The sequence below is a fragment of the Catellatospora sp. TT07R-123 genome (assembly GCF_018327705.1).
Taxonomy (GTDB): Bacteria; Actinomycetota; Actinomycetes; order Mycobacteriales; family Micromonosporaceae; genus Catellatospora.
The window spans coordinates 1,604,189-1,625,083 of the sequence record NZ_BNEM01000002.1 but is presented as its reverse complement, the minus strand read 5'-3'; the positions used below and the strand labels follow the sequence as shown (position 1 = coordinate 1,625,083).

Below are 20,895 nucleotides of genomic sequence, written 5' to 3'. Positions count from 1 at the left end.
AAGGCCGAAGGCCCGGGGCGGGGCGGGGGCGATCCGGCGGGGTCAGGCGGGGAGGAGGGCGGGGGAGTGGGCGGCGACGACCGCGTTGATCAGGGACAGGGCCTCGGCGACCGGGCGGGCGGGGAGCTCGCGGCCGTCGCGCAGGCGCAGGGACACCTCACCCGCCGCGACCTCCCGCGCTCCCAGCACCGCCAGGTACGGCACCTTGCGCTGTGCGGCCAGCCGGATCCGGTTGCCCAGCGACCCGTCCAGCAGCAGCTCCACCCGCAGCCCCGCCCGCATCGCCGCTTCGCGCAGCCCGTGCGCCGCCGCGTCCTGGGCCGGGCCGACCGGCGCCACCGCGAGCTGCACCGGGGCATACCAGGCCGGGAACGCGCCCTGGTGCACCTCGATCAGATGCGCCATCAGCCGCTCCAGGCTGCCCACCACGCTGCGGTGCACCATCACCGGCCGGGCCCGCTCGCCGGCGCGGTCCACGTACGACAGGTCGAAGCGCTCCGGCTGGGCGAAGTCCACCTGGATGGTCGACAGCGACCACTCCCGCCCGGCGAGGTCCCGTACCTGGATATCGATCTTCGGGCCGTAGAACGCCGCCTCGCCCGGCACCTCCGCGAACGCGATCCCCGCCTTGAGCAGCGCCTGCCGCAGCAGGTCCTCGGCCAGGTCCCAGTCGGCCGGCGAACCCAGGTAGGCCGGGCCCTGCCCGCGCAGCGACAGCCGGAACGAGTCGGCGGCGAACCCCAGCGCCCGGTGCGCGTCGAGGATCATCGCCAGGATCGCGGCGACCTCGTCGCCGACCTGGTCCAGGGCGCAGAACACGTGCGCGTCGTTCAGCGAGATCGCCCGTACCCGGCCCAGGCCGCCGACCACGCCGGACCGCTCGGCCCGGTACATCCCGCCCAGCTCGGCCACGCGCAGCGGCAGCTCACGGTAGGACCGTCCGCGCGCGCCGAACACCATCGCGTGGTGCGGGCACAGGCTCGGCCGCAGCATCAGCGCCTCGGACTCGGGCTGCCCCTCCTCGGCCATGGCCGGGAACATGTCGTCGCCGAACTTCGCCAGGTGCCCCGACCTTCGGTACATCTCCCGTTTGGCCATGGGCGGGGAGTACACGTGCTGGTATCCGGCCAGGCGCTCGGCCTCGCGGATGTAGGACTCGATGGCGTGGCGGGCGGCCGCGCCATTCGGCAGCCAGATCGGCAGCCCGGCGCCGACCAGCGGATCGGAGTGGTAGAGCTCCAGCTCGCGGCCGAGTTTGCGGTGGTCGGCAGGTGCCTGGGACATGAGATCTCTCCTCGGGTACGCGTCGGCGGGCACACGTCCGGGGAAAACGCGTCGGCCCCGGGGCGGGTGCCCCGGGGCCGACGGATGACTTGGGTCAGCAGGTCAACACGCGGTCACGCCGGGGTGTCCCGGCGTCGTCGTGCTGAATCGGATCTGCATGCGAGGGACACTACACGGCCCGGTGGCCGTCGGCGCAAGCCGCTTTCCGGGGCAGTCACGGGGCGGCCCGCCGCCGGTGCCGGGCGGAACGGCCGGTGACCTCGTTGATTCGGCGAACTCTCCATGCGTACCAACGTATGGTGGTTTCGTGGGTGGTCGTGCGTGTCATGTCGAGACTTCGGCCGATCCGGCGATACACCAGGCGGACCACCGGGTCCGACCCGCTACCGACCAGGATCGGCTGCTCATGCTCCAGCGCGCGGTGGGCAACAGGGCCGTCGCGGCGATGGTGGGCGGTGCGTGGACACCCGGCAGGTGCGTTGATCTCGCTGTGGCGGCCGGCACACGCGACAGCGCGGCGGTGCAGCGGCAGGAAGACGGCGAGTCGGCCGACCTCGTGCCCGAGACGCCCGAAGAAGACGGTGCCAGCAGCCTGGGCGGACCGCGCAGTCCGTGGAAGCCGATCGGCGGCGGGTATGTCGAACGGTACTGGCCGGTGCTGGCGCTCCGGCCGGCCGGGGGCTTCCGCTCGTGCAACATGATGGTGTCGCGACCCGACAACATCCCAGAGGCTCGCGCGGACGCCTACCTCGACGGCGCCAGCCAGACGGCCCTGAAGATCGCCAAGGCGGAGGCGGACGCCAATCCGTGGCAGGACGTGTGCTTCTTCGTCATCACGGCCTTGCGCGAGGTGTTCGCGACCGACCAGCTCGGCTTCCGGGTCAGACCCGGCGCGAAGTGAGCTCGGCGGCAGAGTTCAGGACAGCACGTCGACGTCGTCGGCGTGGATGACGACGCCGATGCCGAGGTCGGCCGGGGCGGTCGTGGCCAGCAGCACCTCGTGCCGGTTGGCTGCGACCACCGCCTGGGCGGCGCCCCACCCGCCCGCGATCAGCGAGGCGACCCGGTGCACCTCCAGCACGTCGGCCGAGGTGAGCGGCAGCACCACGACGGTGTGGCTGTCCCCGTCGACCAGCCGCTCCAGCCGTGCCCGGTCGTCCTGCTTGAGCTGCGCCAGCGCGTCGAGCACGGCGAGGGCGGGCACCCCGACCAGGTCGCCGTTGTCGGCCACCTCGCCCACCAGCTCTCCGGCCGACAGGCGCTCCAGCCGTACGTGGGCGAGCAGGGCGCTGGTGTCGAAGACGACGCCGATGCTCACGCGGCCTCCCCGACCGAGCGCGCGGCGCGGCTGGCGGCGTGGCGGTCGAGGCGGCGCCGGGCCTTGGCCCGTCCCTCGGCGGTGATCGCGAGCTCGCCGGTGTACCCGAAGTCTTCGAGCTCCCGGCGGACCAGGTCGCGGTGCCGGTCGGCCGCGATCAGGCTGCTGATGTACGCCGACGCGCCCCGGCGTCCGGCCTTGCGCTCGACGTACTCGGCCAGGTCGGTCGGCAGGCTGTAGGACTTGACCCGCCGCTCCGACGGCTCGGTGGCACCGATGGGCTCGTCATTCATAATTCCACGGTATATCTCTCATAAACGGTTGGGGAAGCGCCCGCGCCGGGTTCACCCCGAACGGGTACTTTGGGCGCAGGGAAGGCGCAGGAGATCGGGGGTACGGCATGGGGCCCGCCTGGGAGTCGGCGATCGACCGGCAGATCCGCGAGGCGCAGGAGCGCGGCGACTTCGACGACCTGCCCGGCACCGGCAAGCCGCTGCCCGGCGCGGGTGAGGTGCTGCCCGAGGACTGGTGGCTGCGCGACCTGGCCCGCCGCGAGAACCTGGCCGGGGCGCTGCCCGCCACGCTGCTGCTGCGCCGCGACATCGAGGACCTGCCGGACAAGGTGGCCAGGAAGCTGAGCGAGGCGGCCGTACGCGCGATGGTCGCCGAGATCAACACCCGCGTCGTCCGCGCCAACCGCGGCCTGCTGAACGGCCCCGCCGTCGTGCTCGGCCTGGTCGACGCCGACCAGGTGGTCCGCGACTGGAAGGCGCGCCGCAGAGCCCGCTAGGGATCGCGCAGCAGGGGGCAGGTCATGCAGTGGCCGCCGCCGCGCCCCTTGCCGACCTCGAACCCGTCGATCTCGACGACCTCGATCCCGGCCTCGCGGTACTTGCGGTTGCTGTTGATGTTCTTCGAGTACGCGATGACGACGCCGGGCGACACCGCCACCACGTTGTTGGCGCAGTCCCACTGCTCGCGCTCCTGCTGCGGCTCGTCCCCGCCGGTGGTGACGACCTTGAGGTCGCGCTCGCGGGACAGGCCGATCGCGTCGGCGACCGCGCCGAGGAAGCTCTTCTCCGGCGTCACCTCCAGCACCCCGGCCCGGTCCCCGGGCCGCAGGCTGTACGCCGTGGTGCTGTCGATGACCTTCGGGTAGACCGTGACGGTGTCGCGGTCCATGAACGTGAACACCACGTCCAGGTGCATGAACTGCCGCTGCCGGGCCAGCTGCACCGCGATCACCCGGTCGGCGGCCTCCTTCTCGAACAGCCGCCGCGCCAGGATCTCGGCCATCTGCGCGGTGGTCCGCTCGCTGATGCCGATCAGCACCGTCCGGTTGCCCACCGGCATCACGTCGCCGCCCTCCAGCGAGGCCCGGCCGAAGGACTGTATGTCGAACTGGTCGTGCTCCTCGGCGTTGGCCGCGTCCGGGTACCAGAAGGTGATCCCGGCCTGCCGGAACATCGGGTGGAACCGGTACACGGTGCCGAGGTTGACCGTCTCGGCCTGCCGCGAGGGCCAGGACATCGGGTTCAGCGACACCCCGTCGTAGATCCAGCAGGAGGTGTCGCGGGTGAACAGGTGGTTGGGCAGCGGCGGCAGGATGAACGACGAGTCGATCGTGGTGGAGACCGTCAGCGACGACCCGGCCAGGTCCGTGTCGGCGAACTCGATCAGTTCGGCCCGGGTGATCCCGCCGGTGAGGTGCGTGGCCAGGGTGCGGTCGTCCATGTTCGCCAGCGCGCCCCGCACCGCCTCGACCATCGAAGGCCCCACCGTGTACGGGCTGACGACGTGCTCCATCACCCACTGCCGCGCCCCCGGCTGCCCCAGCGCCTCCGACAGCAGGTCGTGCAGCAGGAACACCTCCACGCCCCGCCCGCGCAGCTCGGCCACGAACTGGTCGTGCTCGGCCTGCGCCTGCTCCACCCACAGCACGTCGTCGAAGAGCAGCTCGCTCCGGTTGGACGGGGTGAGCCGACGCAGCGCCAGGTCAGGGCGGTGCACCAGCACTTTCCGCAGGGTGCCGACCTCTGAGTGAACCCCGAATCCGCTCATCGTGCCTCGCTCCCGAGGGCAGGCCGGGCCCTCCTCACCGCTGACCCGAATGTATCGTGCGTTTCCGATCGATTTCGGGGTTTGGTTCACATTTTCGGCACCACGGGCCGCTGGTTGAGCACCGGCTTGGCACTCGGCGACGTGCTCGGCGACGGCGACCCCGGCCCGGCCGACGGGATCGGCTTGGAGGCCGACGCCGGGCTGGGCGAGGCGCTCGGCGTGCCGCTGGGGGAGGCACTGGGGGACGGGCTGGGCGAGGGCTGCGGGTCGGGCAGGATGCCGGTCTCGCCGTACCGGAAGGCCAGGTCGGGCAGGTCGCCGCCGAGCAGGTTGTTCGACAGCAGCCAGCGCATGGCGGTGCCGGAGGCGTCGACCGCGCCCACGGAGAACTTCCCGTCGCCGTCCCAGTCGCCGACCAGCGGCACCGTGTACACGTCGCCGAAGCCGAGGTGGATCTCGGCCGTCGTTGCGGTCAGCGAGTTGACCAGGTAATAGTCGTGCCGTTCGCCGTCGTTGTCGACGGTGCCCGGCGTCCAGGTCCCGTTGCCGTCCCAGTCGCCCACGACCGGCGTCTTCTCCGCGTCGCCGACCGACAGCTTGACCTCGGTCTTCGGGTCGACCAGCGAGTTGGTGAACTTCCAGTCGTGCCGCTTGCCGTCGGCGTCGGCCGTGCCGGGCGTGAACGTGCCGTTGCCGTCCCAGTCGCCGACCAGCGGCACGTCCTCGATGTCGCCGAACCCGACGTGGACGTCGGACGGGCCCGGACGGAAGCCGTTGGCCAGGTAGTAGTCGTGCCGCTTGCCCTCGCTGTCGACCGTGCCCGGGGTCCAGGTGCCGTCGCCGTCCCAGTCGCCCACGATCGGGGCCTTCTCGACGTCGCCGTACTCGAAGTCCAGGTCCGGGGTGAGCAGCGGGTCGGCGCCGCCCGCCGCGACCGGCGCGGTGCCCCTCTGGTTGGTCAGCCGCCAGCGCCAGTGCTCGCCGGACGGGGTGACCAGGCCCGCGGTCATCGTGCCGTCGCCGTCCCAGTCGCCGACCACCAGCTTCGGCATCGGGCCCATCGGGTTGCTGGCCAGCGCCGCGAGCTCCGACAGCGAGCCGTTGAACACGTTCTGGTCACCGGGCAGCTTGCCGTGGTTGGCGTACTGCCACAGCGTCCAGTGGTCCCAGCCCGCCGGCAGCCCGCTGACCTTGTCGGTGTAGCTGGAGACGAACAGGTAGTGCCGCCCGAACGCGGTGCTCTTGCCCGTGCACGGGTTCCACCAGTTCGGGTTGGTGTAGATCATCGTCGCGCTGCCGGTGCGCTCGCGGACCCGCTCGGTGAAGTCGCGGATCCACTTGACCAGGTCGCTCTTGCTCTTGCCCCAGCACGGCGAGTCGGCGACGTACTTGCCCTTCCACTTGTACGGCCACTCGATGTCCAGCATCGGCGGCAGCGTGTGCCCGTCGTTGGTGTACTGCGCCCGGTCCAGGAAGTAGTCGGCCTGGGACCGGCCGCCGCCCTCGTCGGGGCGGGCGAAGTGGTACGCCCCGAAGTACACCCCGTTGCGCTTGGCCCCGCTGAGGTTGTCGCGGTACTCGGCGTCGTCGAAGTGGGTGCCCTCGGTCGCCTTCGCGTACGCGAACTTCGCGCCCTTGTCGGCGACCTTCTTCCAGTCGATGTCCTGCTGGTGGTTGGACACGTCGATGCCGGTGACGGGATAGCCACCCGGCGCCCCCAGCAGCATCCGGCCCGCGGGCGCCTCCGGCATCCCGGCGCCGGCCCAGCCCTCGCCGCCCGCGTCCGGGCCGGGCCCGCCCGCTGCCCGCGTACTCAAAGTCAGGCCCAGGACCGCGGTGGCCACGGCCGTCACGGCGGCCAGGGTCGGCGCCACCCGGTGCAGGCGGAACTGGTGCGGCACGGCTGCTCCTCGGACGAGTACGGGTGCCCGCATGATCGCCGGGCGCTGCCCTGCTCAACGCCGCCCGAACCGAAGCGTTGCGCCTGCTCGCGGCCGGTGCGCGTTTGATCCGGGCACGTCGCGGGCAACCTCACGGCGAGAGGTGCGAGGAGAGGAGGCGGCCATGCCGCAGCGCGCCTGGAGCAACAAACGCGAACGCCAGTACGAGCACATCAAGGCCAGCGCCGAGGAGCGCGGCAAGTCCGAGAAGGTGGCCGAGGAGATCGCCGCCCAGACCGTCAACAAGGAACGGGCCCGCGCGGGCGAGGCAAGGGAGTCCAGCGCCCTGTCGCGCAACGACATCTCGTCCGGCCGCTGACCCGCACCGGGTGCTAGAGCTGCTCGGCGAGGCGGCGCAGGAGGTCGCCCGGGACGGTACGCCGCAGCCGGGCGAACTCCTCGCGCTCGACGTACGCCGTGTGCTCGGCGAACGTGCCGCACAGCGCCTCCAGCCGGGGCCGGAACCCCGGGTCGGCGATCCCGCCGCGCGCCAGCTCGGCCAGCATCGGGCGCCAGCCCGGCACCAGCGGCACCTGCCAGTCCAGGTACGGCGCCACGACCTGCCGCTCGGCCTGCTCGTGCACCGCCAGGAAGCTCACCAGCTGCTCGAACAGCTCGCCCCGGGCGATGCTGGGCGCCGACCGGAGCTGGGCGAGCACCTCGCTGATCTGGTGGTGCTGCGCGCGCAGGTGGTCGACCACGTCGTGGGAGGGGTTCGCGTCGGACATGGCGGACGTCCCTTCGGTGGGTGGCTCTCCGTGCTGGATTACCCGTCCCGGCACCGCCTGACACGTGCGGTTTCGTCGATCTGGCCCCGTTCCGTCCGCTGTGGAAGGCACGCTGTACGGGTGGAGAAGATCGCCGCGAAGTTCGTACACGGTGCCGCCGAGGTGACCCGGGAGATCGAGGTCGACTCGGCCGCCGACCCGCCCGCGACCTTCTCGATCCTGCTGCCCAGCGGCTACGAGCCCGGCGACCCGATGCGCGCCGAGGTCCCGTGGGAAGCCGTCTACCTGCTTGAGGCCAACCCCCTGGGCGATCCGCCGTGGATCTACCGCTTCCGGTCGATCGTCGACCCCGACGAGTAGGCCGGGTGGTTTAACCCGCTCTACGCCGGGGGAATCTGATCTGCAAGAGGTCCATGTGTGTGAACGTGGACCCACCGCCGCCCTGGTGCGCGGCGATGAGGGACCCGGGCGGCGGACCTGGCAGACGGACGCGGGGCGGGCGTTATGCGAAAGCGGACAGGCCTTGGCGAGAGCCGATTGCGCTGCGCGGTCGAGCGTGGCGGTCCGGCGGCCACGGCCAGGCTGGACGGCGAGCTCCACCCCGGCGGGACGGCCGACGCCCTGGCCTTCCTGAGCGGCGAGCTCGCCGCGCGGCCGCAGGCGCTGCTGGTGGACCTGTCCGGGCTCGAACTGACCGCCGGGCCGGTCGCACTCTTCACCGACATCACCCGGCAGGCCGCCGCCTGGCCCGGCTGCTCGGTCACGCTGTACGGCCAGCGCGGTCCGCTGTCCGACGCGCTGCACGCCCTGCCTGAGGCCGACCGTCCGGCGCTGTGCGCCGACCGCGCCGACGCCCTGCTGCGGGCCCAGCGGACCGAACCGGCCCGGCTGCGGGTGCAGGGGCTCAGTCCCGACCCGCAGGCACCCGCCGAAGCCCGCGACATGCTGGCCGACAGCTGCGTGCTGTGGGACGTGCCCGCCCCGGCGCACCAGCTGCTGCGCCAGATCTGTAGCGAGCTGGTCTCCAACGCGGTGCGCCACGCCCGCACCGAGTTCACCTTCGAACTGCGCGGCGACCACCGCGACGTGCACGTGGCGGTGCACGACCACGACCCGCGGCTGCCGCCCCCGCCGCAGGGGCGCTCCCGCGACAGCCACGGGCTGCTGCTGGTGGCGGCGCTGGCGTCGTGCTGGGGGATCATCGCGGTGCCCGGCGGCAAGGTGGTCTGGGCGACGGTGGGCCGCGACGCCAGCTGATCGGCGCGACGCCGGCTGATCAGACCGCGTCGTTGCGGATCGCCATGATGGCCATGTCGTCGCGGGCCGGTTCGCCGGAGAACTCCAGCGCCGCCATCCGCAGCCGCGTCGCGATCACGTCGGCCGGGTGCCCGGCCAGGTACGTCAGCCGCTGCGCCAGCCGCCGCGTCCCGAAGAACTCGGTGCCGCTGCGGCGCTCGGTCACCCCGTCGGTGAAGAACACCAGCGTCTCGCCGGGCCGCAGCACCAGCAGGGTGGGCTGGCAGATCACCGGGCTGATCAGCCCCAGCGCGGTGCCCCAGTCGCCGACCTGCTCCACCTGCCCGTCGGCGTGCAGCAGCAGCGGCCTGTCGTGCCCGGCCAGGTACAGCGTCACCGGCACCCCGCCGTCGCGCTCCGGCAGGTCGACCTCGGCCAGCGCCAGGGTGCAGTAGCGTTCGGAGCGGTCGCTCAGTGTCGTGTTCAGGGTCGCCAGCACGGACTCCAGCGGCCGCCCCTCGCCGACCAGCAGCCGCAGCACCTCGCGGACCAGGCCGGTCGCGGCGGCGGCGGGCACGCCCTTGCCGGACACGTCGCCCATCACCGCCAGCCAGCGGCCGTCGGGCATCGGCATGATGTCGTACAGGTCGCCGCCGACCTCCGCGCCGCGCCCGGCGGGCACGTACTCCGCGCCCAGGCCCAGCCCCGGGATCACCGGCAGCCGCGTCGGCAGCAGCGCCTGCTGGAGCGTGTGCGCCACGCCCTGCCGCTCGGCGTGGATCGCGGCGTTGTCCAGCGCCAGCGCGCACCGGCGCGCCAGCTCCTCGGCGACGGTGATCTCGTCCGGATCGCGCGCCGTGTCCGGTTCCCGCCCGATGCCCAGCACGCCCAGCCACTGGCCCCGCGAGAACATGGGGATCGCCAGCCCGGTCACCGGAGACGGCAGCGGCACGTGCTGCCCGGCGCGCATGGCGGCGTTGACGTTCGGCGCCTGCATCAGCTGCGTCAGCTCCTCGCCGGCTTCCTCCAGCCAGCCGCTGCGCTCCTCGTCGGCGTGCGCGGACGCCGACAGCTCCAGCCGCTTGCCCGACACCCGGTGCAGCGTGCACCAGGTGCCCAGGCGCGGCACCACCAGGCGCGGGATCAGGGCGAGGGTCAGCGACAGGTCCAGCGACTGCGCCAGCAGCTCGCTCACCTCGGCCAGGAAGTTCAGCCAGGTGCGGTGGCGCACGTCGGTGTCGCGCAGCCGCTGGTGCTCCAGCGCCATCCCGAGCCGCTGGGCCGCCAGCAGCGTCAGCGTCCGGACGTCGGGCTCGTCCGGTGCGCTGAGCAGCAGCTCCGCGGTCCACGGGCGGCTGACCGGCACCCGCTGGAACAGCGACAGCCCGGTGCCGGGACGTCCGGTGCCGACCAGGCGGCGCGGGCCGCGGCCGTCGCCGTGGTCGACCGTCACCCGGGCGCCGTCGGCGCCGGTGAGCCGGGTCAGCGTCTGGACCAGTGCGCCGGCGAAGCCGCCGAGCCCGCCCGCCTCGTCCAGCTCGATCTCGACCCGCAGCAGCTCGTCTACGGCGGATATGCCGGTCGATGCGACTGGCACGGCTGGCTGTGGCGCGGCGGGCACGCGCGGGTTCGGCACGCTAGTAGTCTCCGCCGATCGGCCCTGTCCTGCCAGCCCGCGGCTCGCGCCGCGCTGACGTTCGGACGATGATAGGGCGAGCGACACGGCGGCGGGTGCGCTGCCGCCGGTGACGGAGGAGGTCCGCAGGTGCCTGGAGCGACCGCGCAGCGGGAACGGGTGGACGAGGCCCAGTGGCACGAGGTGGCCGCGGCCCTGCACGCGATGCGTACGGGTGACTTCAAGACGCGCCTGCCGCGCCGCTCCGGCGTGGTCGGCGAGGTCGCCGACGCGTTCAACGAGGTCATCGCGTTGCAGGAGCAGCGCAACCGGGAGCTGCTGCGCATCTCGCGGGTCGTCGGCCGCGAGGGCCGGGTCACCGAGCGCCTGGACGAGGAGGCGTACGAGGGAGCCTGGGCCGAGGGCATCAAGGCCGTCAACAACCTCATCGACGACCTGGGGCGCCCGACCGCCGAGATCGCCCGCGTGATCGTGGCGGTGGCCGAGGGCGACCTGTCGCAGCACATGCGCCTGGACATCGACGGGCGGCCGCTGCGCGGCGAGTTCCTCACCATCGGCCGCACCGTCAACCGGATGGTCGACCAGCTGTCCTCGTTCGCCGACGAGGTGACCCGCGTCGCCCGGGAGGTCGGCACCGAGGGCAAGCTCGGCGGCCAGGCCGACGTGCGCGGCGTCTCCGGCACCTGGCGCGACCTCACCGACAACGTGAACTTCATGGCGTCGAACCTGACCGCCCAGGTGCGCTCGATCTCGCAGGTGACCACCGCGATCGCGCAGGGCGACCTGTCCCAGAAGATCGCCATCTCCGCCCGCGGCGAGGTCGCCGACCTGGCCGACACGATCAACTCGCTCACCGACACGCTGCGGGTCTTCGCCGAGCAGGTGACCCGGGTGGCGCGCGAGGTCGGCACCGAGGGCAAGCTCGGCGGCCAGGCCGAGGTGCCCGGCGTGGCCGGGACCTGGAAGGACCTCACCGACGCCGTGAACTACATGGCGTCGAACCTGACCGCGCAGGTCCGCAACATCTCCCAGGTCGCCACCGCGGTGGCGCGGGGCGACCTGTCGCAGAAGATCGCCGTCGCCGCCCAGGGCGAGATCCTGGAGCTCAAGGACGTCGTCAACACGATGGTGGACCAGCTGTCGTCGTTCGCCGACGAGGTGACGCGTGTCGCGCGCGAGGTCGGTTCGGAGGGCAAGCTGGGCGGTCAGGCCCAGGTGGCCGGGGTGTCGGGCACCTGGCGCGACCTCACCGAGAACGTCAACCAGCTCGCGTCCAACCTGACCGGCCAGGTCCGCAACATCGCGCAGGTCACCACGGCCGTGGCGCGGGGCGACCTGTCGCAGAAGATCACGGTCGACGCGCGGGGCGAGATCCTGGAGCTGAAGTCGACGGTCAACACGATGGTGGACCAGCTGTCGTCGTTCGCCGACGAGGTGACGCGCGTCGCCCGTGAGGTCGGTTCGGAGGGCAAGCTCGGCGGTCAGGCCCAGGTGGCCGGGGTGTCGGGCACCTGGCGCGACCTCACCGAGAACGTGAACCAGCTCGCGGGCAACCTCACCGCCCAGGTCCGCAACATCGCGCAGGTCACCACGGCCGTGGCCCAGGGCGACCTGTCGCAGAAGATCACGGTCGACGCGCGGGGCGAGATCCTGGAGCTGAAGTCGACGGTCAACACGATGGTCGACCAGCTCTCCTCGTTCGCCGACGAGGTCACCCGCGTGGCCCGCGAGGTCGGTTCGGAGGGCAAGCTCGGCGGCCAGGCCCAGGTGCGCGGCGTGTCCGGCACCTGGCGCGACCTCACCGACAACGTCAACGTGATGGCGGGCAACCTGACCGCGCAGGTCCGCAACATCTCCCAGGTCGCCACGGCCGTGGCGCGGGGCGACCTGTCGCAGAAGATCACGGTCGACGCCCAGGGCGAGATCCTGGAGCTGAAGTCGACGGTCAACACGATGGTCGACCAGCTCTCCTCGTTCGCCGACGAGGTCACCCGCGTGGCCCGCGAGGTCGGCACCGAGGGCAAGCTGGGCGGCCAGGCCCAGGTGCGCGGCGTCGCCGGCACCTGGCGCGACCTGACCGACAACGTGAACTTCATGGCCTCGAACCTGACCGGCCAGGTCCGCAACATCGCGCAGGTCACCACGGCCGTGGCGCGGGGCGACCTGTCGCAGAAGATCACCGTCGACGCGCACGGCGAGATCCTGGAGCTCAAGAACACCGTCAACACGATGGTGGACCAGCTCTCGTCGTTCGCCGACGAGGTCACCCGTGTCGCGCGTGAGGTCGGTTCGGAGGGCAAGCTGGGCGGCCAGGCGCAGGTGCGCGGCGTGTCCGGCACCTGGCGCCACCTCACCGAGAACGTCAACCAGCTCGCCTCGACGCTGACCAACCAGCTGCGCGCCATCGCGACGGTGTCCACGGCGGTGACCCGCGGCGACATGACCCAGCGCATCACCGTCGAGGCGCAGGGCGAGGTCGCCGAGCTCAAGGACAACATCAACCAGATGATCGTCACCCTGCGCGACACCACCACGAAGAACGCCGAGCAGGGCTGGCTGGACTCCAACCTGGCCCGCGCGGGCGAGCTGCTGCAGGGCCAGCGCGACCTGGAGCAGGTCTGCCGGATGGTCATGTCCGAGGTCACCCCGCTGATCGACGCGCAGCTGGGCGCGTTCTTCCTGTCCGTGCTGGACGGCGACGTCTCCCAGTTGCAGCTGGCCGCCGCCTACGGCTACTCCGCCGACAAGTCCGCCAGCGGGTACGCCCCGGGCGAGGGCCTGGTCGGGCAGGCCGCGCTGGACCGCCGGGCCATCCGCGCCGGGGCGGGCAAGACCACCCTCACGGTCCGCTCCGGTATCGCCGAGACCCACGTCGCCGACCTGATCGTGCTGCCGATCGCGTTCGAGGGCGAGTCGCTGGGCGTGATCGAGTTCGGCAGCGTCACCGCCTTCTCCGAGCTGCACCTGGACTTCCTGGACCGGCTGGCCGGCACGCTCGGCATCGCGCTCAACACGATCCTGGCCAACCGGCGCACCGAGGAGCTGCTGGCCCAGTCGCAGCGGCTGGCCCAGGAGCTGCGCGACCGGTCGGTCGAACTCCAGCGCACCAACAACGAGCTGGAGGAGAAGGCGGCCCAGCTGTCGGAGCAGAACCGCAACATCGAGATCAAGAACCGCGAGATCGAGCTCGCGCGGCTCGGGCTGGAGGACAAGGCCCGCCAGCTGTCGGCGGCCTCGCAGTACAAGTCCGAGTTCCTGGCGAACATGTCGCACGAGCTGCGTACGCCGCTGAACTCGCTGCTGCTGCTGTCGCGCCTGCTGGCGGACAACACCGAGAGCAACCTGACCGGCAAGCAGATCGAGTTCGCCCGCACCATCCACAGCGCCGGGTCGGACCTGCTCGCCCTCATCGACGACATCCTGGACCTGTCCAAGATCGAGGCGGGCCGGATGGACGTGCAGCCCGGCGAGGTCCGCTTCCGCGAGGTCTGCGAATACGTGGAGCAGGCATTCAAGCCGCAGGCCGAGGACAAGGGCCTGACCCTGGAGGTACGCCTGTCCGACGTGCTGCCCACCGGCATGATCACCGACGCCCAGCGCCTCCAGCAGATCCTGCGCAACCTGCTGTCCAACGCGGTCAAGTTCACCGAGAGCGGCCTGGTCACCCTGGAGATCGGACCGGCACCGGCCGACCTGACCTTCGAGGAGGCGTCGCTGCGGCAGGCCGGGGAGGTGGTGATGTTCGCGGTGCACGACACCGGCATCGGCATCTCCGCCAGCAAACTCGCGCTGATCTTCGACGAGTTCCAGCAGGCCGACGGCACCACCAGCCGCAAGTACGGCGGCACCGGCCTCGGCCTGTCGATCAGCCGCGAACTGTCGCGCCTGCTCGGCGGCACCATCACCGTGACGTCGGTGCCGGGGGAGGGGTCGACGTTCACCCTGTACCTGCCGGGCATGCTCACCGGCGGGCCGGTCGTCACCGCCCCGCCCGCCGCGGCGCTGCCGCTGGTGTCCCCGGTCGGGCGCCCCATCATCGGCCGCCCCGCCAGCGAGCTGGTCGCCGACGAGGTGGCCCTGCCGCTGGGCGGCGCCACCGTGCTCATCGTCGACGACGACGTGCGCAACGTGTTCGCGCTGGCCAGCGCACTGGAACAGCACGGCATGCGCGTCCTGTACGCCGACAACGGCAACGACGGCGTCCGGCTGCTGGCCGAGCACCCGGACATCGACATCGTGCTGATGGACGCGATGATGCCCGAGCAGGACGGCTACGAGACCACGCGGATCATCCGCCGCAACCCGCACCTGGCCGACCTGCCGGTGGTGTTCCTGACCGCCAAGGCGATGCCGGGCGACCGGGAGTTCGCGCTGGCCGCCGGGGCCAGCGACTACATCACCAAACCGGTCGACCTCGACGAGCTGCTCCGGCTGATGTCGGCGTGGATCACCCGTGAGGAGAAGCCATGACCCAGCCGACCGCATCCGGTCTCGCCAAGGTGCTGCTGGTCGACGACCGGGCGGACAACCTGGTGGCGCTGGAGGCGATGCTGCAGGGCCTGCCGGTGGAACCGGTGGCCGTCAGCAGCGGCGAGGCGGCGCTCAAACGGCTGCTCATCGACGACTTCGCCGTGATCCTGATGGACGCGTACATGCCGGGCATGGACGGATTCGAGACCGCCGGGCACGTCAAGCGGCGCGAGCGCACCCGGCACATCCCGATCATCTTCCTCACCGCCGCCGACGGCGACGCCCGCCTGGCGCTGCGCGGCTACGCCGCCGGTGCGGTGGACTACCTGACCAAGCCGTTCGACCCGTGGGTGCTGCGGGCGAAGGTCGCCATCTTCGCCGAACTGTGGGGCAAGAACCAGCAGCTGCGCCAGCAGGCCGCCCAGTGGACCCGGCTGTCGCTGGCCGCCCAGGAGGCGGTGCGGCTGCTGGGCGAGCCCGGCCAGTCCGAGCAGGCCCGCACGGCGCTGCTGGCGGCCCTGCCGGCCGCCCAGCGGGAGGCGACCGCGGCCTAGCGCGCCGCCTCCACGTCGAGGACGAGCATGCAGGCCTCGTCGTCGCGCTCGGTGGGGGTGATCTCCCAGAGCGCGGTGCTGCCGCCCGTACGGTGGGCGGCCTCGACCCGGTCGCGGAAGTCGGCCAGCGGGTCGCGCTTGCGCCGGTGCAGCACCCCGTCGGTGAACGCGACCAGGCTGTCGCCCGGGGCCAGCGCCATCGTGGCGGTGGCGAACCGCTGCCCCTCGACCATGCCCAGCATCGGTCCGGTCGGCTCCTCCACCATGTGGGCCTCGCCGCCGCGCACCAGGATCGGCTGGAGGTGCCCGGCCGAAGCCCAGGTGACCGTTCCGTTCTGCGGCGTGTACCGGGCGATCAGCAGGCTGGCCAGGGGCGCGTCCGGCGCCCGCATGATCATGTCGTTGATGCTGCGCAGGATGTCGGCCGGAGCCGCCCCGGCCATGCCCAGCGCCATCACCGGGAAGCGCAGCCGCACCACGGCCGCCGCCGCGACCAGGCCGGTGCCGCACGCGTCGCCGATGACGCAGAGCAGGCTGCCGTCCTCCAGCCGGTCGGCGTCGCAGAAGTCGCCCCGCAGCGGCGTACGCGGCGAGGTAGCGGCGTAGTGCCGCCCGGTCACCCGGACCCCGGGCCCGGTCAGCGCCAGGTCCCGGTTCGGGTATAGCAGCCGGGTCAGGTTGCTGGTCAGCGCCTGCTCGGCGGCCAGCTGCAACTGGCGGGCGGCCGCCGCGTTCTCGCTGCGCGTCGACCGGTCCTGCGCCGCCCGCTTCTCCGAGACGTCCTGGAGCACCAACCGGATCAGCCGCACCTCGCCGTCGCGCACGTCGGCCTCGCCGAACACGCGCACCGGCACCAGCCCGCGGGTCGTGTTCAGCCGCAGCTCGGCCAGCTCCGCGTCGCCCTGCGCCAGGTCGGCCAGCAGCTCCTTGAGCGCGCCCCGGTCGGCGGCGGCGAAGAACCCGGCGAACTTGTCCAGCGTCGTCGGGCCGTGCGCGGGATCGCGGTCGACCAGGCCGTACAGGCCGGCCGACCACACCGCGTCCTTGGCGCGCAGGTCCCACTCGGCCCAGCCGGAGCGGCCCAGCGTCTCCAGGCGCGTCATCCGCTCGTCGTTGCTGAGCGCGTCGTCGATGCGGGCCCAGGTCGCCAGCAGCGCGTCGCCGATGCGCACCGCCCGTCGGTTGAGCACCACGCGGCGCGGACGGCCCTCGATCAGGGCCTCCTCGGTGCTGGCGGCCATGCTGAACGGCGCGTCGTCGCGCAGCAGCCTGACGTATCCGTCGAACACGCCGTTGGCCAGCAGCTGCGGGTACACGTCGAGCAGGCGTCGCCCGACGGTCTCGCCGTCGCTGCGGCGCGCCGCCGGGCTGACGGCCGCGATAGTGAAGTCGACGACCGTGTCGCCGTCGCCGTGGATCGGCGCGAGCAGGTGACCGGGGCCGTCCATCACGTCGAGCATCGAGGCGAGCCACAGCGGCAGCTGCGTCGGAGCGTGCCCGCTGGTGGCCCACAGCCGGCGCAGCGCCCGCCCGGCTCCGGCGGCGAGCTGGTCCAGGTAGGCCCGGTCGGCCACGCTGAACTCGCGGGGCTCGTGCCACACCAGCACCAGCACGCCGACCACCTGCTCACCCGCGACCAGCGGGAACGCGACCCGGGCGGCGCCGGGCCCGATGAGCACGTAGTCGTGGTCGGTCAGGCCGTCGACCAGCACGGGCCGGCCGGTCCGCGCGGCGGCGCCGACCGTCGTCGGCATCGAGGACGGCGACCGCCGCCACTCGCTGGCCACCTGCGCGGGCCAGCCGTGGCTGGTCACGAGCCGGATCGCCTCGTCGGGTTCGACGGCGAACACCGCCGCCACCCCACCGGGCGGGTCGCCCATCCCGACGGTCACCAGGGTCCGGGTGAGCGCGTCGAGGTCGTCGGCGGCGTCCAGCGCCGACAGGCACTTGCGCAGCTGGCGGGTCTGCGCCACGGGCAGCGACTGGTCGGCGTCGGCCAGGCCGGTCCGCGTGCGCGGCGCGGCGCCCCGCACCGCGGCGGCGGCCGCCGCCGCCTGGTCGGCCGGCTCGGGAGCCGCTTCGGGTTCGGGTTCGGGCCCGGGGTCCTGCGCGGCGGCGGTGGCGGGCACGCGCGCGCCCACGATGTCGGCGGCCAGGTCGACCACGCTGACGTTGCGCTGCTGGGACATGGCCGACAGCTGCCCGAACGCGGTCTCCGGGTCGCAGCCCAGCCGCTCGGCGAGCACGCCCTTGGCCTGTTCGATCAGCCCCCGCGTCCGCATGGCCCGGCGCAGGCCGGACAGCTCTGACTCCAGGCGCTGGACCCGCGCGACCCAGTCGTCGTCGGTTGCCTGCTGCCGTGCCTGCCGCACCATGGAAACCTTTCCTGCCCAGCTGTCCTGTACGCGAAACCGCGCCTGTTCGACTTCTCTCTACCAGACCGTCCCGGGCCGTGACCAGGCGGTGCGACCTCTGCCAGCCGCACCGCTGCCGTGCGTTAATGGAATGGGGAGAAAGAGGTCCGATGGGTCGCGAGTTCGGCGTGGAGCGCACCAGCGAGAACGGCCTCGCCGTGGTGCGCGTGCGCGGCGAGATCGACCTGCTGACCGCCGATGCGCTGCGCGACGAGCTGTGCAACGCGCTGCGCACGGCCCCCACCGTCATGGTCGACCTCGCCGAGGTCGGCTTCCTCGACTCGACCGGCGTGCGGTCGCTGTTCGACGCGTACCGCTGCGCCGCCGACCTGGGCCACCGGCTGTACGTCCGCGATGCCCAGCAATGGGTCGCCAAGGTGCTGGCCGTCACCGGTGTCGGGAAGCTGCTCACCCCGCCCGACTTGTGAAAAAGGGGCGGTGTGGCACATCGCGCCGGGACCCGTTGGGAGAGTAGGCTTACCCACGCCGCGAATGCGGCAAACCGGCGCGGAAGAACCATGAGGCCGCGTCAGGTGCTCCAGCAGCAGGGCACCGCCTCCCAGCTCTTCCTGCCGTCACACCGCGCGGGGCGCGGCCACGGCAGGGGAGACCCAGGTCACCGCCATGGAAACCACCCTGACCGCCGCCAGCGGCACGGGCTCGCTGACCGACACTTTCGCACAGTTCCATGACCACCTGCGCCTGCTGCACCACCTGCCGGACTCCGACACCGGCCGGGAGCGCCTGCGCGATGAGATCATCTGCGGGTGCGCTCCGGCGGCGCGTCGGGTAGCACTGCGCTTCCGCAACCGCGGCGAGGAGCTCGACGACCTGACCCAGGTCGCCACCATCGGTCTCATCAAGGCCGTCGACCGGTACGAGCCCGACCGCGGCGTGCCGTTCGCCAGCTACGTGCTGCCCACCATGCTCGGCGAGATCAAGCGCTACTTCCGCGACCGCACGTGGACCGTCCACGTGCAACGGTCGCTTCAGGAGCTGCACCTGGCGGTGTGCCGGGCGGTGCCGGAGCTCAGCCAGCGGCTGCAGCGCACACCCGGGGTCGAGGACCTCGCCGAATACCTGCACGTGCCCGCCGAGCAGGTGCGCCGGGCGCTCGACTGCGCCACGGCGTACACGGCGGGCTCGCTCAACGCGCCGGTCGGCGAGGACGGCGCCGAGGGGCAGTTGCAGGACCTGCTCGGCGATTACGACGGCGAGGTCGAGGGCCTGCCCGACCGCGACGCGCTGTTCCAGGCCATCGACAGCCTGCCCGAACGGGAGCGGCGCATCCTGCACCTGCGCTTCGTCGACTGCCGCACCCAGACCGAGATCGCCGAGCAGGTGGGCGTCTCGCAGATGCACGTCTCCCGCCTGCTCACCCGCGCCCTGATCGTCCTGCGCGACCGCCTCACCACCGACGAGGACTGACCACGAAGCCGTGCAGTTTCGGGGAAAGTGCTGGAATCCGGGCCGAGATTCCTGCACTTTCCCCGAAACCGCCCATCCGCGCTCAGGTCACATGCGGGCCGGGGCGGCGATGCCGAGCAGGTCCAGGCCCCGGGCGATGGTGCGGCCGGTCAGGTCGCACAGGGCCAGGCGGCTCGCCCGTACCTCGCCCTCGGACTTCAGCACCGGGCAGGTGTCGTAGAACGACGTGTACGCCCCGGCCAGCGCCTGGAGGTACACCGTGATCCGGTGGAACTGGAGCGTCTGGCCCGCCAGCGCCACCACGGCCGGGAACAGCAGCAGCTGGAGTGCCAGCGCCCGCTCGGCCGGGTGCGTGACCAGCACCGGCGCCGACCGGTCCGGCACGACCCCGCCCCTGCGGAAGATCGACTGAATCCGCGCGTACGCATACTGCAGGTATGCCCCGGTGTCGCCCGTGAACGACAGCATCCGGTCCCAGTCGAACGTGTAGTCCTTGCCGCGCTCGCTGGACAGGTCGACGTACTTGATCGCGCCGATGCCGACCGCGTGCGCGACCGACGCCTTCGTCTCCTCGTCCAGGTCGGTGTTGTCGACCAGGGCCAGCGCCCGCGCCACCGCCTCATCGAGCAGGTCGGCGAGCTTGACCGTGCCACCGGCCCGCGAGGCCAGCTTGCGCCCGTCGGCGCCCAGCACCAGCCCGTAGCCCACGTGCAGCGCCTCGGCGGGTTCGGCCAGCCAGCCCGCGTCCCGAGCGGTCTGGTACACCATCTCCAGGTGCTGGCGCTGCTCGTTGCCGACGACGTACAGCATCCGGTCGGCGTGCAGCTCCTGCGTCCGGTACCGGATGGCGGCCAGGTCGGTGGCGCCGTAGCCGTAGCCGCCGTCGCTCTTGCGCACGATGAGCGGCAGCGGCTCGCCGTCGCGGCCGGTGAACCCGGCCGGGAAGGCGCACTGCGCCCCGTTGCTGTCGCGCAGCAGCCCGAGCGACTTCAGCTCGTCGACCACGGGGGCCAGCCGGTCGTTGTAGAACGACTCGCCGCAGAAGTCGCCGCTGGTGAGGGTGACGCCGAGGGTGGCGTACACGTTGAGGAAGTATCTCTCGCTCTCGGCCACCAGCAGCCGCCACAGCCGCAGCGTCGCCTCGTCCCCGGCCTGCAACGCGACCACCCGGGCCCGCGACCGGTCGGCGAAACCCGGCTCGCTGTCGAACTTGGCCCGCGCGGCCTGGTAGAAGCCGCTCAGGTCGCCCACCGACAGCTCGTGCACCGCCTCGGCCTCGCCGACGTCGAGCAGGTGCTCGATCAGCATGCCGAACGGGGTGCCCCAGTCGCCCAGGTGATTGGCCCGCACCACGTCGTGGCCCAGCCACTCCAGCACCCGTGCGGCGGCGTCGCCGATGACGGTCGAGCGCAGGTGGCCGACGTGCATCTCCTTGGCCACGTTCGGCGCCGAGTAGTCGATCACCACGGTGCGCGGCGCCTCGGCCAGCGGCACCCCGAGCCGCTCGTCGGCGTTGACCTGCGTGACCATCCGCGCGATCGCGTCGTCGTGCAGGCTGACGTTGATGAATCCGGGCCCGGCCAGGGTCGCGTCGGCCAGGTCGGCCAGGTCGGCGGCGGCCAGCACCTCGGCGCCGACCTCCCGCGGGTTGCGGCCGAGCCTGCGGGCCAGGGCCAGGGCGCCGTCGGCCTGGAAGTCGGCGTGCTGCGAGCGGCGCAGCGCCGGGTCGGCGGGGCCGCCGGCGACCGCCGCGAAGGCGGCCGCGAACCGGTCGTGCAGCAATGATTCCAAGTCGATCATGAGGGCAGCGCTTTCTGCGAGAAGGC

Annotated in this window: 18 protein-coding genes; 9 read left to right on the top strand and 9 right to left on the bottom strand. The window is 72.3% G+C overall.

Annotated elements, in window-relative coordinates; genetic code table 11:
- Positions 1–42: 42 nt before the first annotated feature.
- On the bottom strand, positions 43–1,284 hold the full coding sequence (thrS, locus tag Cs7R123_RS27245) for a threonine--tRNA ligase (protein WP_212830551.1): 1,242 nt from the start codon (positions 1,282–1,284) through the stop codon (positions 43–45).
- Positions 1,285–1,690: 406 nt separating this feature from the next.
- Here thrS and Cs7R123_RS27240 point away from each other — a divergent pair, with 406 nt between their 5' ends.
- Positions 1,691–2,185, top strand: a complete 495-nt coding sequence (locus tag Cs7R123_RS27240) for a hypothetical protein (protein ID WP_212830550.1) — start codon at positions 1,691–1,693, stop codon at positions 2,183–2,185.
- A 15-nt stretch (positions 2,186–2,200) separates the two neighbouring features.
- Here Cs7R123_RS27240 and Cs7R123_RS27235 read toward each other — a convergent pair whose 3' ends face one another.
- Entirely contained in the window at positions 2,201–2,602 is a 402-nt protein-coding gene (locus Cs7R123_RS27235; RefSeq protein WP_212830549.1) for a hypothetical protein, read from the bottom strand.
- Positions 2,599–2,895, bottom strand: a complete 297-nt coding sequence (locus tag Cs7R123_RS27230) for a hypothetical protein (protein ID WP_212830548.1) — start codon at positions 2,893–2,895, stop codon at positions 2,599–2,601. Before Cs7R123_RS27230 ends, Cs7R123_RS27235 begins: the two co-directional genes overlap by 4 nt.
- Before the next feature lie 107 nt (positions 2,896–3,002).
- On the opposite strand from Cs7R123_RS27230, the gene Cs7R123_RS27225 reads away from it, so the two are divergent.
- Positions 3,003–3,392 carry a DUF1992 domain-containing protein gene (locus Cs7R123_RS27225; RefSeq protein WP_212830547.1) on the top strand — a complete coding sequence of 130 codons (390 nt, stop codon included), beginning with the start codon at positions 3,003–3,005 and terminating at the stop codon, positions 3,390–3,392.
- Here the strand turns inward: Cs7R123_RS27225 and Cs7R123_RS27220 are convergent.
- Positions 3,389–4,618, bottom strand: a complete 1,230-nt coding sequence (locus Cs7R123_RS27220; protein WP_244872175.1) for an arginine deiminase — start codon at positions 4,616–4,618, stop codon at positions 3,389–3,391. The two genes, Cs7R123_RS27225 and Cs7R123_RS27220, sit on opposite strands and share 4 nt — an antisense overlap.
- A gap of 131 nt (positions 4,619–4,749) precedes the next feature.
- On the bottom strand, positions 4,750–6,564 hold the full coding sequence (locus Cs7R123_RS27215) for a GH25 family lysozyme (protein WP_212830545.1): 1,815 nt from the start codon (positions 6,562–6,564) through the stop codon (positions 4,750–4,752).
- 163 nt (positions 6,565–6,727) lie between these two features.
- On the opposite strand from Cs7R123_RS27215, the gene Cs7R123_RS27210 reads away from it, so the two are divergent.
- A complete protein-coding gene (locus Cs7R123_RS27210; RefSeq protein ID WP_244872174.1) occupies positions 6,728–6,922 on the top strand; it encodes a hypothetical protein in 195 nt (64 codons plus the stop codon).
- A gap of 13 nt (positions 6,923–6,935) precedes the next feature.
- On the opposite strand, the gene Cs7R123_RS27205 is transcribed toward Cs7R123_RS27210, so the two are convergent.
- Entirely contained in the window at positions 6,936–7,331 is a 396-nt protein-coding gene (locus tag Cs7R123_RS27205; protein WP_212830544.1) for a hemerythrin domain-containing protein, read from the bottom strand.
- A 120-nt stretch (positions 7,332–7,451) separates the two neighbouring features.
- On the opposite strand from Cs7R123_RS27205, the gene Cs7R123_RS27200 reads away from it, so the two are divergent.
- Positions 7,452–7,691 (top strand): hypothetical protein, encoded by a 240-nt coding sequence (locus Cs7R123_RS27200; protein WP_212830543.1) that lies wholly within the window; start codon positions 7,452–7,454, stop codon positions 7,689–7,691.
- A gap of 144 nt (positions 7,692–7,835) precedes the next feature.
- Positions 7,836–8,588 (top strand): ATP-binding protein, encoded by a 753-nt coding sequence (locus Cs7R123_RS27195; protein ID WP_212830542.1) that lies wholly within the window; start codon positions 7,836–7,838, stop codon positions 8,586–8,588.
- 19 nt (positions 8,589–8,607) lie between these two features.
- Here Cs7R123_RS27195 and Cs7R123_RS27190 read toward each other — a convergent pair whose 3' ends face one another.
- Positions 8,608–10,164 (bottom strand): PP2C family protein-serine/threonine phosphatase, encoded by a 1,557-nt coding sequence (locus Cs7R123_RS27190; protein ID WP_244872173.1) that lies wholly within the window; start codon positions 10,162–10,164, stop codon positions 8,608–8,610.
- A 198-nt stretch (positions 10,165–10,362) separates the two neighbouring features.
- Between Cs7R123_RS27190 and Cs7R123_RS27185 the strand changes: the two genes are divergently transcribed.
- The gene (locus Cs7R123_RS27185) at positions 10,363–14,673 is read left to right on the top strand and encodes a HAMP domain-containing protein (RefSeq protein WP_244872468.1); all 4,311 of its coding nucleotides are present in this window, start codon (positions 10,363–10,365) and stop codon (positions 14,671–14,673) included.
- Positions 14,670–15,227 carry a two-component system response regulator gene (locus Cs7R123_RS27180; RefSeq protein ID WP_212830541.1) on the top strand — a complete coding sequence of 186 codons (558 nt, stop codon included), beginning with the start codon at positions 14,670–14,672 and terminating at the stop codon, positions 15,225–15,227. Before Cs7R123_RS27185 ends, Cs7R123_RS27180 begins: the two co-directional genes overlap by 4 nt.
- On the opposite strand, the gene Cs7R123_RS27175 is transcribed toward Cs7R123_RS27180, so the two are convergent.
- Positions 15,224–17,599 (bottom strand): SpoIIE family protein phosphatase, encoded by a 2,376-nt coding sequence (locus Cs7R123_RS27175; RefSeq protein WP_212830540.1) that lies wholly within the window; start codon positions 17,597–17,599, stop codon positions 15,224–15,226. The two genes, Cs7R123_RS27180 and Cs7R123_RS27175, sit on opposite strands and share 4 nt — an antisense overlap.
- Positions 17,600–17,751: 152 nt before the next feature.
- On the opposite strand from Cs7R123_RS27175, the gene Cs7R123_RS27170 reads away from it, so the two are divergent.
- On the top strand, positions 17,752–18,069 hold the full coding sequence (locus Cs7R123_RS27170) for an STAS domain-containing protein (RefSeq protein ID WP_212830539.1): 318 nt from the start codon (positions 17,752–17,754) through the stop codon (positions 18,067–18,069).
- 196 nt (positions 18,070–18,265) lie between these two features.
- Positions 18,266–19,069 carry a SigB/SigF/SigG family RNA polymerase sigma factor gene (locus Cs7R123_RS27165; protein ID WP_212830538.1) on the top strand — a complete coding sequence of 268 codons (804 nt, stop codon included), beginning with the start codon at positions 18,266–18,268 and terminating at the stop codon, positions 19,067–19,069.
- 87 nt (positions 19,070–19,156) lie between these two features.
- Here Cs7R123_RS27165 and argS read toward each other — a convergent pair whose 3' ends face one another.
- The gene (gene argS / locus Cs7R123_RS27160; RefSeq protein ID WP_212834550.1) at positions 19,157–20,866 is read right to left on the bottom strand and encodes an arginine--tRNA ligase; all 1,710 of its coding nucleotides are present in this window, start codon (positions 20,864–20,866) and stop codon (positions 19,157–19,159) included.
- Positions 20,867–20,895 lie beyond the last annotated feature (29 nt).

Coding starts and splice junctions, on each gene's coding strand:
- thrS (WP_212830551.1), bottom strand. CDS start 1,284: ATGTCCCAGGCACCTGCCGACCACCGCAAACTCGGCCGCGAGCTGGAG.
- Cs7R123_RS27240 (WP_212830550.1), top strand. CDS start 1,691: ATGCTCCAGCGCGCGGTGGGCAACAGGGCCGTCGCGGCGATGGTGGGC.
- Cs7R123_RS27230 (WP_212830548.1), bottom strand. CDS start 2,895: ATGAATGACGAGCCCATCGGTGCCACCGAGCCGTCGGAGCGGCGGGTC.
- Cs7R123_RS27225 (WP_212830547.1), top strand. CDS start 3,003: ATGGGGCCCGCCTGGGAGTCGGCGATCGACCGGCAGATCCGCGAGGCG.
- Cs7R123_RS27210 (WP_244872174.1), top strand. CDS start 6,728: ATGCCGCAGCGCGCCTGGAGCAACAAACGCGAACGCCAGTACGAGCAC.
- Cs7R123_RS27205 (WP_212830544.1), bottom strand. CDS start 7,331: ATGTCCGACGCGAACCCCTCCCACGACGTGGTCGACCACCTGCGCGCG.
- Cs7R123_RS27195 (WP_212830542.1), top strand. CDS start 7,836: ATGCGAAAGCGGACAGGCCTTGGCGAGAGCCGATTGCGCTGCGCGGTC.
- Cs7R123_RS27180 (WP_212830541.1), top strand. CDS start 14,670: ATGACCCAGCCGACCGCATCCGGTCTCGCCAAGGTGCTGCTGGTCGAC.
- Cs7R123_RS27170 (WP_212830539.1), top strand. CDS start 17,752: ATGGGTCGCGAGTTCGGCGTGGAGCGCACCAGCGAGAACGGCCTCGCC.
- Cs7R123_RS27165 (WP_212830538.1), top strand. CDS start 18,266: ATGGAAACCACCCTGACCGCCGCCAGCGGCACGGGCTCGCTGACCGAC.